Annotated in this window: 12 protein-coding genes and 1 pseudogene; 11 read left to right on the top strand and 2 right to left on the bottom strand. The window is 41.7% G+C overall.

What is annotated here, in order from left to right; all coding sequences use genetic code 11:
- The first annotated feature begins 65 nt into the window (after positions 1–65).
- The 7 genes and pseudogenes from sufC to RMY00_RS12050 all read left to right on the top strand — a co-directional run bounded on the left by sufC (position 66) and on the right by RMY00_RS12050 (position 5,597).
- Positions 66–857 carry a Fe-S cluster assembly ATPase SufC gene (gene sufC, locus RMY00_RS12080; protein ID WP_322647765.1) on the top strand — a complete coding sequence of 264 codons (792 nt, stop codon included), beginning with the start codon at positions 66–68 and terminating at the stop codon, positions 855–857.
- Positions 857–2,236: a Fe-S cluster assembly protein SufD gene (gene sufD / locus RMY00_RS12075; RefSeq protein ID WP_322647764.1), complete on the top strand. Its 1,380-nt coding sequence runs from the start codon at positions 857–859 to the stop codon at positions 2,234–2,236. The genes sufC and sufD overlap by 1 nt, the downstream gene beginning before the upstream one ends.
- 14 nt (positions 2,237–2,250) lie before the next feature.
- Positions 2,251–3,513 (top strand): SufS family cysteine desulfurase, encoded by a 1,263-nt coding sequence (locus RMY00_RS12070; protein ID WP_322647763.1) that lies wholly within the window; start codon positions 2,251–2,253, stop codon positions 3,511–3,513.
- A 104-nt stretch (positions 3,514–3,617) separates the two neighbouring features.
- Positions 3,618–4,226: a hypothetical protein gene (locus RMY00_RS12065; protein ID WP_322647762.1), complete on the top strand. Its 609-nt coding sequence runs from the start codon at positions 3,618–3,620 to the stop codon at positions 4,224–4,226.
- A gap of 1 nt (position 4,227) precedes the next feature.
- Positions 4,228–4,860: a Uma2 family endonuclease gene (locus tag RMY00_RS12060; RefSeq protein WP_322647761.1), complete on the top strand. Its 633-nt coding sequence runs from the start codon at positions 4,228–4,230 to the stop codon at positions 4,858–4,860.
- Between the two features lie 45 nt (positions 4,861–4,905).
- A pseudogene (locus tag RMY00_RS12055) lies at positions 4,906–5,124 on the top strand (Uma2 family endonuclease); the annotation flags it as partial.
- A gap of 251 nt (positions 5,125–5,375) precedes the next feature.
- Positions 5,376–5,597, top strand: a complete 222-nt coding sequence (locus tag RMY00_RS12050) for an addiction module protein (RefSeq protein WP_322647760.1) — start codon at positions 5,376–5,378, stop codon at positions 5,595–5,597.
- 75 nt (positions 5,598–5,672) lie between these two features.
- Here RMY00_RS12050 and RMY00_RS12045 read toward each other — a convergent pair whose 3' ends face one another.
- Entirely contained in the window at positions 5,673–6,311 is a 639-nt protein-coding gene (locus RMY00_RS12045; protein ID WP_322647854.1) for a Uma2 family endonuclease, read from the bottom strand.
- A 113-nt stretch (positions 6,312–6,424) separates the two neighbouring features.
- On the opposite strand from RMY00_RS12045, the gene RMY00_RS12040 reads away from it, so the two are divergent.
- The 4 genes from RMY00_RS12040 to RMY00_RS12025 all read left to right on the top strand — a co-directional run bounded on the left by RMY00_RS12040 (position 6,425) and on the right by RMY00_RS12025 (position 12,619).
- Positions 6,425–7,999, top strand: a complete 1,575-nt coding sequence (locus tag RMY00_RS12040; RefSeq protein ID WP_322647759.1) for a CPBP family intramembrane glutamic endopeptidase — start codon at positions 6,425–6,427, stop codon at positions 7,997–7,999.
- 487 nt (positions 8,000–8,486) lie between these two features.
- Entirely contained in the window at positions 8,487–8,762 is a 276-nt protein-coding gene (locus tag RMY00_RS12035) for a TM2 domain-containing protein (RefSeq protein WP_322647758.1), read from the top strand.
- A 569-nt stretch (positions 8,763–9,331) separates the two neighbouring features.
- Complete coding sequence (locus RMY00_RS12030; protein ID WP_322647757.1) at positions 9,332–11,929, top strand: heavy metal translocating P-type ATPase; 2,598 nt, start codon at positions 9,332–9,334, stop codon at positions 11,927–11,929.
- Positions 11,930–12,121: 192 nt separating this feature from the next.
- The gene (locus RMY00_RS12025) at positions 12,122–12,619 is read left to right on the top strand and encodes an FHA domain-containing protein (protein WP_322647756.1); all 498 of its coding nucleotides are present in this window, start codon (positions 12,122–12,124) and stop codon (positions 12,617–12,619) included.
- Positions 12,620–12,691: 72 nt separating this feature from the next.
- Here the strand turns inward: RMY00_RS12025 and RMY00_RS12020 are convergent, their stop codons facing one another.
- Positions 12,692–13,039, bottom strand: a complete 348-nt coding sequence (locus RMY00_RS12020; RefSeq protein ID WP_322647755.1) for a hypothetical protein — start codon at positions 13,037–13,039, stop codon at positions 12,692–12,694.
- Positions 13,040–13,185: the final 146 nt, after the last annotated feature.

Below are 13,185 nucleotides of genomic sequence, written 5' to 3'. Positions count from 1 at the left end.
TTTATCTTTTGGAAGAATGACGAACCGCAGAGGCGCAGAGAGCGTAGAGAGAGAAGGGAGAGAAGATGATTATTGAAAATAGTGAAGTTGTGCTGTCAGTACGGAATCTGACGGCTAATGTTGATGGGACACCGATTTTGAAGGGTGTGAATCTTGAGGTGCGATCGGGTGAAATTCATGCGATTATGGGGCCGAATGGTTCTGGTAAGAGTACTTTTTCTAAGGTGTTGGCTGGACATCCGGCGTATGAGGTGACTGGCGGTGAAGTGATTTTCCAGGGGCAAAATCTGCTGGAATTGGAACCGGAAGAACGCGCAAGAAGTGGTGTATTTTTGGCGTTTCAGTATCCGTTAGAAATTCCGGGTGTGAGCAATTTGGATTTCTTGCGGGTGGCGTACAATTCCCGTCGGAAGGCGCAAGGTTTAGAGGAAATAGACGCTTTTGATTTTGACGATTTGATTGAGGAAAAGCTGGATGTGGTAAAGATGAATGCCAGTTTTCTCAGTCGCAGTTTGAATGAAGGGTTTTCTGGTGGTGAAAAGAAGCGAAATGAAATTCTGCAAATGGCGCTGTTGGAACCAAAGTTAGGAATTTTGGATGAAACTGATTCGGGTTTGGATATTGACGCGCTCCGAATTGTGGCGAATGGGGTAAATCAACTGGCAAGTCCAGACAATTCGACAATTTTGATTACTCACTATCAGCGATTACTTGATTACATTGTGCCTGATTTTGTGCATGTGATGGCGCAGGGGCAGATTATTACGAGTGGTGGTAAGGAACTGGCGTTGGAATTAGAGTCTCGCGGTTATGACTGGGTGCTGGCAGAATTTGCAGCTGCTGAGGTGGGTGTGTAATGACTATTCAAGTATCTCCTAGTCCAATTCCTAATTCCAATGTAGTTAGTTTGACATCAATGTTAGATAGAGATGATTATCTGACTGGGTTGTTAAATCAAGTAACTGCAACGAAAACAGAAGGTTGGTTGCAGGAATTACGCCAAAGTGCTGCGAATTGGGTACGTCATGCGACTATCCCGACTACCCGCGAGGAAGAATGGCGGTTTACTGATTTATCGTCTTTGCGAAAGGTGCAATTTAATGTAGAGACGGGAAATTTCGCGTCTGTCGCGTCTGTAGAATTTGATATTTTGCCAGAGACGGCTAATAGTCGTTTGGTATTTGTTAATGGCGTTTTTGCGCCGGAGTTATCAGCAGTTTCAGATTTGCCATCTGGAATTGTGGTAAGTAATTTGGCTGGTTTGTCTGCGGTTGAGCAGGAAGGTGTACAACAGTATTTAGCTCAAGCTGAGGGAGCGCAGGAGGTTTTTACTGCTCTCAATACGGCTGGAATAACTGATGCTGCTGTGGTGTGGGTGAAGAAGAATGTGGTAGTTGAAACGCCAATTCATTTGGTGTTTATTTCAGTTGCGGGTGAGACGGCGACGATTTCACAGCCGCGTTGTTTGGTGGTGGCGGAAAGTGGTTCGCAGGTGACGTTGGTTGAGGAGTATGTGGCAGGCAAGATGCCTACCCCACAAGAGGGAGGAGTATATTTCACCAATGCGGTTACGGAAGTTTGGGTTGGTGACAATGCCCAAGTGAGTCACACTAGGGTTGAATGGGAAGGTGCAGAGGCTTTTCATATTGGGAAAACTGCGATCGCACAGTCCCGTGATAGTCGATATACTTGTCATGCCATAACTCTAGGTGCAAAGTTGTCACGGCACAATTTAGAAATTTTGCAAACTGGTGAGCAGACAGAAACTACTCTCAATGGTTTGACGATAATTTCTGGTAAGCAATTGTCTGATACTCACAGTGCGATCGCACTCAATTATCCCCACGGTACAAGTGACCAATTGCATAAATGTATTGTAGGCGATCGCGCTCATGCGGTATTCAATGGTAAAGTTTTTGTACCCAAACCAGCGCAGTTGACAAATGCATCCCAGTTGAATCGCAATTTGCTGCTATCGTCTAAAGCCAGAGTTGATACTAAACCCCAATTGGAAATTACTGCGGATAATGTCAAATGCGCTCACGGTGCTACCGTTAGCCAATTAGAAGATGACGAAATATTCTATCTGCAAAGTCGGGGAATTGATGAAAACGATGCTCGAAAGTTGTTAATTAACGCCTTCGCTGCTGAAGTTATCAACAAAATACCAGTCCCCTCTCTGCGAGAAATCCTTTTAAACACAGTGAATAATCTCAAGTCCCTGACTAATGAGTAATAACTAATCTACCAATGACTTTTACTCCTACCAAAACCCTTGCTGATAAAGTTCGCGCTGACTTCCCGATATTGCATCAGGAAGTCAATGAGAAACCCTTGGTTTATCTCGATAATGCTGCGACATCGCAGAAGCCTTTGTTCGTATTAAATACCCTACGGGATTATTACGAGCAATATAATGCTAATGTGCATCGAGGTGCCCATTCTCTGAGTGCTAAAGCTACTGATGCTTATGAAGGCGCTAGAGATAAAGTTGCCAAATTCATCAATGCTGCATCGCGTCAGGAAATTGTCTATACCCGCAACGCAAGTGAGGCGATTAACCTAGTAGCTTATAGCTGGGGAATGAACAATTTGCAGGCGGGAGATGAAATTATTCTGTCGGTGATGGAACACCACAGTAATATTGTACCTTGGCAATTGGTGGCACAAAAAACGGGTGCAGTATTAAAGTTTGTAGAATTAACATCAGAAGAAACTTTTGATTTGGAACAGTTTAAAAAACTGATTTCTGAAAAAACAAAGTTAGTGTCGGTGTTGCATATTTCTAATGCTTTGGGTTGTATTAACCCGGTGGAAGAAATTGGTGCGATCGCACACAAATACAGTGCTAAATTTTTAGTTGATGCTTGCCAAAGTGTTCCTCATTACCCTGTCAATGTGCAAAAAATAGATTGTGATTGGTTGGTAGCATCCGGTCATAAAATGTGCGCTCCAACTGGGATAGGATTTTTGTATGGCAAGTTAGAATTACTAGAATCAATGCCCCCATTTTTTGGTGGTGGTGAGATGATTGCAGAGGTGTATTTAGACCATTTCACCTATGCAGAATTACCACATAAATTTGAAGCTGGTACACCTGCAATTGGGGAAGCGATCGCACTTGGTGCTGCGATCGATTATCTTAGCAGTATCGGCATGGATAAAATTCACGCCTACGAAGCAGAATTAACGGCTTATTTGTTCCAACAATTAGAGCAAATTCCCCAAATTAGAATTTATGGTCCCAAACCAAATGCGAAAGGTGAAGGAAGAGCCGCTCTTGCGTCCTTCACAGCCGGAGAAGTCCACGCCAACGACTTATCTACATTATTAGATCAAGAAGGCGTTGCCATCCGTTCTGGACACCACTGCACACAACCATTACATCGTTACTTAGGTCTTGCTGCAACCGCACGAGCAAGTCTATCTTTCTACAATACCCGCGAAGAAATTGATATTTTCATCAAAGCACTAAAAGAAACTCTCGACTTTTTCGCAGGTTTACTTGCTTAAAGTTACAAAATATTCAGACAGTAATTGTGCCAAATATCAGTAACATATCTATGCTAATAGTTGGCACAATTTAATTATCTGGATTATTTACAGGAGCAACTAAAGTGTCATACAGCGACTTTACTTTAGACAGAGTTAGAAAAACCTTTGACCTAACTATTTCTGATAAAGTTGATATATTTGCATCTGTACATGAAGTAGAGTGTCCACCATTACTTGTAGAAGTCTTGCGGGAAAATGTACCTTTAGCTCTTGCTAGTAATACTGAGAAATCCCGTTCAGAAATGATTATTGCGCCTATTTTAATTGCTGTAAGAAAATATTTAAATAATCAAATAAGTCTATTTTCTGGTATCGATTTTACAGTTGATTCCGCACAAGGTTTAAACGGAAATTGCGATTTTATTATTAGCCGTTCACCAGAGTTACTAATTCTGAATGCACCAGTTGTCACAATTGTAGAAGCTAAGAAAGAAAATATTAATGCAGGATTAGGTCAGTGTGTAGCAGAAATGTTAGCAGCTAAATTGTTTAATGAACGTGAGGGTAATAACATTCAGGCAATTTATGGAACTGTCACCACTGGAACTAACTGGAAGTTTTTAAAACTTATTGGGCAAGTGATTGAAATTGACTTGAGCGAATATTATATTAATGACATAGGTAAAATTATCGGGATTTTATCTAATATCCTGACAGAAGAAGTATTGTAATATGCTTGTAAAGTCAACGCCTGCTGAACAAAGAACAGTGCTACACAACGTTAGCTGGGAAACCTTTGAAGCCTTGCTGAGAGATACAGGTGAGCATAGAGGTTCTCGGTTTGCTTATGACTGCGGTGTTTTAGAAATCATGACTCCACTTTTTGAACACGAAAATCCTAAAATTCAGTTTGACCGATTGATATTTGCTTTAGCAGTAGAATTAAAAACTAAAATTAGAAGTGCTGGTTCTACAACATTAAAACGTCAACCAATAACAAAGGGAATAGAACCCGATAGTTGCTATTATATTCAAAATGAGCCACTAATTAGAGGTAAACAAGAATTAGATTTAAGAACAGACCCGGCGCCGGATTTAGCAGTTGAAATTGATATTACTAGCAGTTCTGTTAATAAATTTAATATTTATGCGGCTTTAGATGTAGGAGAACTATGGAGATATGACGGTGAAGTTTTAAAATTTTATCAACTAACAGAAAGCAACTATATTGATATTAAATTGAGCATAGCTTTTCCTTTAATTTCTGTTAGTGATATGAATAGATTTATCCAGCAAAGTAAAACTATGGATGAAATTGATCTGGTGCAATCCTTCCGTACTTGGGTGCAGGGAAAGATAGGGTAAAGCGTACCTCATTGATAAATATAATTACTGGCTTATTTTTGATATATGCTTGTCAAGTCAACGGTTAGTGAACAAAGAACAGTGCTACATAACATTAGCTGGGAAACCTTTGAAGCCTTGTTGAGAGATACAGGTGAAGATAGAGGTTCTCGGTTTGCTTATGATTGCGGTGTTTTAGAAATTATGACTCCACTTTTTGAACACGAAAACCCCAAAAGTAATTTTCATCAATCTACTCTCTTAGTCAAATTTATAGAAAAATTGAGGTGGCAGACATAGTATTTCCAAGCAAATTAAAAACTAATTAAAAAACAAGAATACATTTTATGGCTGAAAATTCAATCAAATCTGTCATAACATATAAAGTTGATTGTGCAAATGCTAATGCTACGCAAAAAAGATTCGTATAACCAAGCTAGGATGACTTTGAGCAAACAGGGACTAGCTACTAAAATAATGATTCAGTAATAAAAAACGAGTAAGCTTATATACAAGCAATTATATTAACAACAACTATGCACCCTATATTAAAAGTCGATATTTGCAAACGAAGTGTATCTGAACGTATACAACTTGCCGAGGACTTATGGGACAGCATTCTTACCACACCAGATAAAGTTCCTCTCAACGATGAGCAAAAACAAGAATTAGATAGACGCTTGGAGATACATGGCCAAAACCCAAACCAAGGTTCAACCTGGCAGTCCGTGAAGCAAAGACTAGGTTTATTTGAATGAACTATTAGTTAATAAAAACGATCGCACCACGCAAAATTAACTCAAAGAATCTGGATCTATCCCTAACTTTCGCAATTATTCTGCCAACCTTTGAGCGCGTTGTTCAGCAGCGATCGCTCGTTCTTCTGTTATTAGATATCTGACTCCTTGTTTGTCATACCAATACAACCAATCCCGCGTAATTCCCTGATAGGTTCCCCGTTCATAACCAATTGCTAAACCTATCTCTGATAACCAAACTAAATTTCCTGGCTGCAATACATATTCACCATTTACAAAGCGATAAACTTCTAAAGGTGGTTTTCTCCGACGTTGGGGATTGTAAACAACATAATATAAAATCTCCATCTCAGCATAAAGTTTCTTTTTGCTGGTGTATTCCCCACGCCGTCTGTGAGAAACAACTTCTAATGCCATAATTGGTATCACCTTTTCTTCCCACAACACATAACTTAAACGCAAGTTCTCATCAAAAACTCGCTCGACTCCTAAACTTAAAAACCCATCAGGGACAATCGGCGGTAATTCGGGATCGTAATATATCCCCATATCAACGCCAAAAAACCAGTCCATCCGACTTGTCCACAGCCAAGCTAAGATGGCTTCTAGCAAGCCAGGAATCAAATGTTGTAGTTGATTATCCACAGGTTCATCGTCAGAATCTGGCAGATCCTCGGCGGAGGGTAAGCAGTGCAATGGGTTGTAATTTAACATGGTGGGTGCGATTGCAAACTTATAATATTGATGATATCTATCCACCTCTGACTTTTTCTTGCGATAATTCCCAAGGGGGACGCGCTCTCCATTGGCTACTAAAAGAGGGATAGATGACACTCAAGCGATTAGTTTTAATTTTTATACTGACGCCGATAGCAGTTCTCTTGGCAGTTTCGGCTTTATTCAGTAGTTGGCAAGAACCTCAGTTTCAAAGTCGCCTGGAACTATACCAAACTAATATTGCTCTACAAGCCCAGGCTTGGCAATCAGAAAATAACAGCGATAACAATCTCAAAGCAGTTCAAGAAGCAATACTTGGTGAGCAACCCCTGGAGGGCGCTACAAAGCAATATGAAGAGGCGCGTCAATCAGTTGCAGCTAATTTAGACAAAGTTAACAATAAACTTACACAATTACGCTCTCAACCTGAAATAACTCCCATACCTCCGAAACCTCTACCGGACGTTCCTCCCACTACTAAAACTTCTAAACAGGGACAGCAACAGTTACAGGAGTCCCTCAAGCAATTACAAAAATTACTGGCTGAATTAGACTTGCGTCTGGGAATTTTACAAGCACAGCAAGGACAGACGGATACAGCTCTCAAAACTTGGAGTGAATTACAACAACGCTCAGATATCAATCCAGAATTTGGAGAAACCGCAGCTGTATTAAGTGGACTGTGGAGCAATCCTCCTCGTCTGCTCCAAAATTCTCAAGAACGGATTCAAAAGAATTTAGAAGGTTGGTTTCGCTCTACTGCTTTGGTTCAGCTATACCAACTCCAGCAACGACAAGACGCTTTATCAGCAGTTAAAGCTGCACAACAAGAAGCTGCTGCTCAAGCAGTGATCAAATTAGCAGTTATTGGCACTATCCCCACTTTGGCAGCTTTAACTGGTCTAATACTGCTGATTTTCTTAGTTGCTCAACGCTTGTTGAAAGGAAAAACCTCGTTACTCGCTCAAAATGCTGATGTCCCTTGGTCAACACCCTGGGATGGTGAAACGATTTTGCAGGTTTTTATCGTCGGCTTTTTCTTCATGGGGCAAATTTTTGTCCCTTTATTGCTATCGCTGCTCCCCATCCCTCGTCCTGTGGGTGATGTGCGACTTCAGGCTTTTTATGTTTTAGTTAGTTACTTACTGGTAGCATCGGGGGCGCTGTTAGTGCTGTATTTTTCTCTCAAGCGCTTTTTTCCATTACCAGAATTTTGGTTTCGCTTCCGTTTTCAAGATAATTGGTTCTTGTGGGGATTAGGAGGCTATTGCGCGGCTTTACCTATAGTTGTGATAGTATCTTTAATCAATCAACAGCTATGGCAAGGACAGGGTGGTAGTAACCCTTTGTTGCAATTAGCCCTAGAAAGCCAAGATGGTGTAGCACTTGGCATATTTTTCTTTACAGCAGCGATCGCTGCTCCATTTTTTGAAGAAATTCTGTTTCGCGGCTTTTTGCTACCCTCTCTGACTCGCTACTTACCCGTGTGGGGAGCGATTATTACAAGTGCTTTGTTGTTTGCGATCGCTCACCTCAGCTTGTCGGAAATTCTTCCTCTGACTGCATTGGGCATTGTCTTAGGAGTAGTTTACACGCGATCGCGCAACCTCCTTGCTCCTATGCTCCTCCACAGCCTCTGGAATAGCGGTACATTATTAAGTCTATTTGTTTTAGGTAGCAATTAATACTAATATATTACAGTTGCCAAAAAGATAGATATCTGATTCTATCTGCATAGGTAAGAACAATTTACTAGTCATATCTCGTTATTAGTGCGATCGCGTTTCACGCCTAATGAAAGCGATGTCTACGACGGGCTATTTGGTGTCACAAAAAAATCCGGAAATAATACTGAGGGCTATGTAAAAAGTGGTGTAGCAGTTTTCGCTAACTATGAAGGTTTATTCTTTTCAAGATAAAGCGAAATTGCCGCACCAGAGTTTGCAATTGTCAAATCTACCAAAAGTTATTAAGGAGCGTCAGATTTCCCGGCTATGCTGGAAAATACTTTAGCGTCCCATCTGGAATAGAAGTACGCTGATTTTGCTTATTTCTGTTGAGTTTTACTTGTACTTAAAAAATTAAAAATATATGTATTAAGCAAGTAAATGTATTTGTTTTGATTAAAATAAAGATTTTATTTTTATACCTCACTTATCAAGGAGCAGCACTATGTCAAATTTCAACCCCACTCACCCTACAAAACAACTTCTAGCTGGTTACTGTGCCATCATCCTTGGAGGATTTGGGGTTCATAAATTTATTTTAGGATACGCTCCACAAGGCTTTATCATGTTGGTGATTTCTGTAGTCGGAGGTTCTTTCACCTACGGAATTGCCTTGTTAATTATGGTACTTGTAGGTTTAATTGAAGGCATGATTTACTTGAATAAGTCTCCTGAAGAATTTGTAAATACCTACTTTGTGAATAAACAGGGCTGGTTCTAAAAACTTATAAGTAAGTGGATTAAATTAAATATAAAATTTCAGCCATTGCCCAATTGCGGTATGAATCCAGATGTAGAGACGTTGCATTGCACACGTCTCTACAAAAATTTTGATATCATACAGAATTATTTTCATTAACTCCCCTTTGGGTAAACTTCTTTTTGAATAACTATTAATCGAAATTATTGCGTATTCTGTAGAGATTTATAGGTATAAATAGAGATTTTGGCTAAAAATTTTTGAATTATATTGCTATGCTAACCATCAAACGTAAACAGTTAATCTGGATACTTTTCTTGTTATTGGGCTTTGGTTATTTCAGCGCCATGTCTAATTTGGAAATTCACAATTTTTGGAAAAGCCTGATTGTCCTCATGCCAATGCAGGTTGGAGCTATCATTTATATGACTTATTTACGCTGGAGCCGGCATTGACCCTCAGCGAGATACGATAAATTAAGAAATTTAATAGGGTTGACATACAGTCGTAGTTCCATATTTCGCCTACGCTCAAATTAGAGACGCTTTTACTCAGGCGTTGAATTTCTGTAGCGAATCTAAACACTTGCCATGCAACTTGTCCCGAAAACTAAGCTAGCCCCAGAACTTGACCCAATCCTAGAGAAAATTATTCTTGATGTTGGGGGTATGAAGTGTGCGGGGTGTGTGAACGCAGTAGAACGACAGCTAACCCAACATCCAGGAGTCAAGAGTGCCTGTGTGAACCTGGCCACTGAGGTAGCAGTTGTAGAGTCAGAAACTGGTGCGGTAGATGCAGATGCACTAGCACAGCGATTAACAGCTGTTGGATTCCCAGCTCAACCCCGAAAACCTAATGGCACGGTAGCAGGCGAGATATCTACCTTACCAGACCCAGCAGAACGACAACGCCGAGAAATGCGCTCTTCTTTTAGGCAGTTAGCGATCGCTGCAATCTTACTATTATTGTCGGGAAGTGGACATTTTGGTAATCTTGGTAGCTCAATGCTACCAGTGCTAAATAACATCTGGTTTCACTGTGGACTGGCGACAGTAGCCCTATTAATTCCCGGTCGCCAGATTATAGTAGATGGCTGGCTGGGCTGGCGGCGAAATGCACCTAACATGAACACGCTGGTAGGATTAGGAACGCTGACTGCCTACATTGCTAGTTTAGTAGCGTTGCTCTTTCCGAAAATGGGTTGGGAGTGTTTCTTTGACGAACCAGTGATGATGCTGGGCTTTATTCTTTTAGGAAGGACATTAGAGCAACAAGCTAGAGGTCGTGCTGCTGCTGCATTTAGGAAATTGCTTGCACTCCAGCCACAGGTAGCGCGATTGATTGCCAACCCAGAGAAAGGAGGAATGGGATCTTCTAGCGTAGAGATTCCTGCTGAACAAGTACGTGTTGGTGAATGGGTACAAGTGCTGCCAGGTGATAAAATCCCTGTCGATGGTGAAGTGGTGGTTGGTAAAACAACGGTGGATGAATCCATGTTGACTGGGGAATCTGTACCAGTGATTAAGCAACCAGGCGATATGGTGACAGGAGGGACGCTAAACCAGTCAGGAGCGATCGCTATTCAGACAACCCGGACTGGAAGTGATACAACTTTAGCTCGAATTGTCGCCCTAGTAGAAGCCGCCCAAACTAGAAAAGCCCCAGTACAGAAATTAGCAGATACAGTAGCTGGTTACTTTACTTATGGAGTGCTGACAGCATCTGTATTAACATTTGTCTTTTGGTACTTTTTCGGTACTCACATCTGGGCTGATGTCAGCATGTCTGGTGGCATGGAAATGATGGGCCACGCTACACATGAAGCTCCCCACTCTCCCCTATTAATTAGTTTAAAACTAGCGATCGCAGTTATGGTAGTTGCCTGTCCCTGTGCTTTGGGACTTGCCACACCAACAGCCATTCTTGTCGGGACTGCTATGGGCGCAGAACGGGGTCTGTTAATCAAAGGCGGCGACGTTTTAGAAAAAGCACACAAGTTAAACACCGTGGTTTTTGATAAAACTGGCACTTTGACCACGGGTAATCCCATCGTTACAGATTGTCTATTAATTGGAGAAATGGGAAGTGGGGAAGGTGGGGCCCCCTCTGGGGATAAGGGGGAATGGGGAGTAGGGAGTAAGGAACCGCACTCCCCACTCTCCAGTACAGACGCGATTAATCGCGTCTGTACCTACTCCCTAATTCAACTAGCAGCAGCCGTAGAAAGCGGTACTTACCACCCCCTAGCAAAAGCGATTCAGCAAGAAGCACAGCAGCAACAGTTATCTATTCCAGAGGCTGTGGACTTTCACACAGAACCAGGGCTAGGAGTGTCTGCTGTCGTAGAAGGCAAAATTGTACTATTGGGTAACTGGGACTGGTTGAGTTGGCACGGCATTGCTATTAACGAAACTGCACAACAGGTAGCACAGGATTTGGCAACAGATGGTAAAACAGTCGTTTGCGTAGCTGTTGGGGGAGCTTTAGCTGGGTTAATTGCTGTTTCTGATACGCTCAGACCAGATGCCCAATCTACCGTAGACAAATTGCGTCAGATGGGCTTACGGGTAATGTTGCTCAGTGGCGATCGCCAAGAAGCAGCTAACGCCATAGCCAAACAACTAGGATTAGATAGTGCTGATGTTATAGCAGGTGTTCCCCCAGCCAAAAAAGCGGCTGCAATACAAGCACTCCAGTTAGAAGGGACAGGGAGACAAGGAGACAAGGGGACAAAGAAAACTCCTAACTCCTCACCTCCCACTCCCCACTCCCCATTACCCCTTATCCCCAGAGGGGGCCCCACCTTCCCCACTCCCCACTCAGTAGTCGCAATGGTAGGAGATGGAATCAACGATGCTCCAGCTTTATCCCAAGCAGATGTAGGCATTGCTTTACACTCCGGGACAGATGTGGCAATGGAAACTGCTGAAATTGTCCTAATGCGCGATCGCTTAAACGATGTCGTCGAATCTATTCAGCTTAGTCGCGCCACTTTCAACAAAATCCGCCAAAATTTATTCTGGGCTTTTGCATATAATACACTTGGGATTCCTTTAGCAGCAGGTGTTTTGTTCCCTAGTCTGGGTTTTGTTCTTAACCCCTCTGGTGCTGCTGCATTAATGGCTTTTAGCTCTGTTAGTGTCGTCACAAACTCAATATTATTACGGCGATTAGCTCATCACCTGTAGAATTTGCATCTCAACCATCTCAAGTTAAGCTGAGTAGCCCCGCCAGCTTTTACGCAGCCCATAAAGCCTCTTGAAACACTTAGCAAAGCTATCATAGCTAGTGGAGTAGAACGAATATGTTCTACTCTTTCAAGGTATTATGCAACTTTAAAGCTTATTTAGATCAGCACCACAGACTGATGGTGCCCGAAAATGGCAAGATACGATACTAAACAAATATTGATTCATCACAGTTCCACCAATTTGTCAATGGCAGCAGAAACCAATGAAAACCATCTACTGATTATTGAAGACGATCAAGGTCGCAAAGAATTTTCTCTAGAGCACCCCGTCTACTCTATCGGTAGAGATCGTGAGTGTAATATCCGCTTGATGTCGCAGTTTGTCTCCCGCCGCCATGCTACATTAGTGAGATTGCCACGAGATCAAAATAGTCATAGCTATTATTACCGGATTGTAGATGGCGATGCCAAAGGCAAGCCTAGTTCCAACGGTTTGATGATTAATGGACGTAAGATCCCAGCTCACGATCTCAGAAATGAAGACGAGATCGTTTTTGGCCCTCAAGTACGTGCTATTTATTACCTTTTAAGAAACACTCAGCGTTTGGGACAAACGGATTCGAGTGAGTACGATATTACACTAATAAACCCCGGTATGGCCGAGGATTTAGAGGATGTGGAAGAGTGAATTATAACTACCAATAACACTTTGATAATCCCACGTCTTGAAGTCGTGGGAATGTCAATTTAATCACCAAACCTATCCTGCAATACTTTCAATCAAATGCCAATGGCGGCTACTTTCAATAGCCTGCTTGATAACTTCAAACATTTGCCGACAGTAATTATCTAGGTGAAGTGGTAGTTCTTCATTTTTAATCACAATGCTCATCCGGGTTTCTGTTTCAGTAGATTTTGATTTATCAATCAATACTTCTACTGTGATCAATTTAGGAAAAGGAACATGGCCCGGAACCTCACGAGCGATAATATAATCGCCAGTGTAGTATTGAATATCCAACTGACAGTCTTGTAGAAGTTCTACAAGTAACGGTAACAGATGGTCACTCTTGACAGAAACAGTAAATGAACAGGTATAGCGAGCCATAATAGCCCCAAGCCTTGCAACACTCTGTCCATCCTATAATACCGAAGCATCTAAACGAAAAGTGATTCAAAAAGCAAAGTTTTTTAGATTAGGCATTACGAGATATACAGTCACATCTGTTCTATCCTCAACAAAAGTGCCGTAAG

Source organism: Nostoc sp. ChiVER01, from assembly GCF_034531155.1.
Taxonomy (GTDB): Bacteria; Cyanobacteriota; Cyanobacteriia; order Cyanobacteriales; family Nostocaceae; genus Nostoc.
Note: the sequence above shows the minus strand (reverse complement) of the source record. Positions and strands in the feature narration are given on the sequence as shown.

Coding starts and splice junctions, on each gene's coding strand:
- RMY00_RS12060 (WP_322647761.1), top strand. CDS start 4,228: ATGCTTGTAAAGTCAACGCCTGCTGAACAAAGAACAGTGCTACACAAC.
- RMY00_RS12050 (WP_322647760.1), top strand. CDS start 5,376: ATGCACCCTATATTAAAAGTCGATATTTGCAAACGAAGTGTATCTGAA.
- RMY00_RS12020 (WP_322647755.1), bottom strand. CDS start 13,039: ATGGCTCGCTATACCTGTTCATTTACTGTTTCTGTCAAGAGTGACCAT.
- RMY00_RS12045 (WP_322647854.1), bottom strand. CDS start 6,311: ATGTTAAATTACAACCCATTGCACTGCTTACCCTCCGCCGAGGATCTG.
- RMY00_RS12030 (WP_322647757.1), top strand. CDS start 9,332: ATGCAACTTGTCCCGAAAACTAAGCTAGCCCCAGAACTTGACCCAATC.
- RMY00_RS12070 (WP_322647763.1), top strand. CDS start 2,251: ATGACTTTTACTCCTACCAAAACCCTTGCTGATAAAGTTCGCGCTGAC.
- sufC (WP_322647765.1), top strand. CDS start 66: ATGATTATTGAAAATAGTGAAGTTGTGCTGTCAGTACGGAATCTGACG.
- RMY00_RS12025 (WP_322647756.1), top strand. CDS start 12,122: ATGGCAAGATACGATACTAAACAAATATTGATTCATCACAGTTCCACC.
- sufD (WP_322647764.1), top strand. CDS start 857: ATGACTATTCAAGTATCTCCTAGTCCAATTCCTAATTCCAATGTAGTT.
- RMY00_RS12040 (WP_322647759.1), top strand. CDS start 6,425: ATGACACTCAAGCGATTAGTTTTAATTTTTATACTGACGCCGATAGCA.
- RMY00_RS12035 (WP_322647758.1), top strand. CDS start 8,487: ATGTCAAATTTCAACCCCACTCACCCTACAAAACAACTTCTAGCTGGT.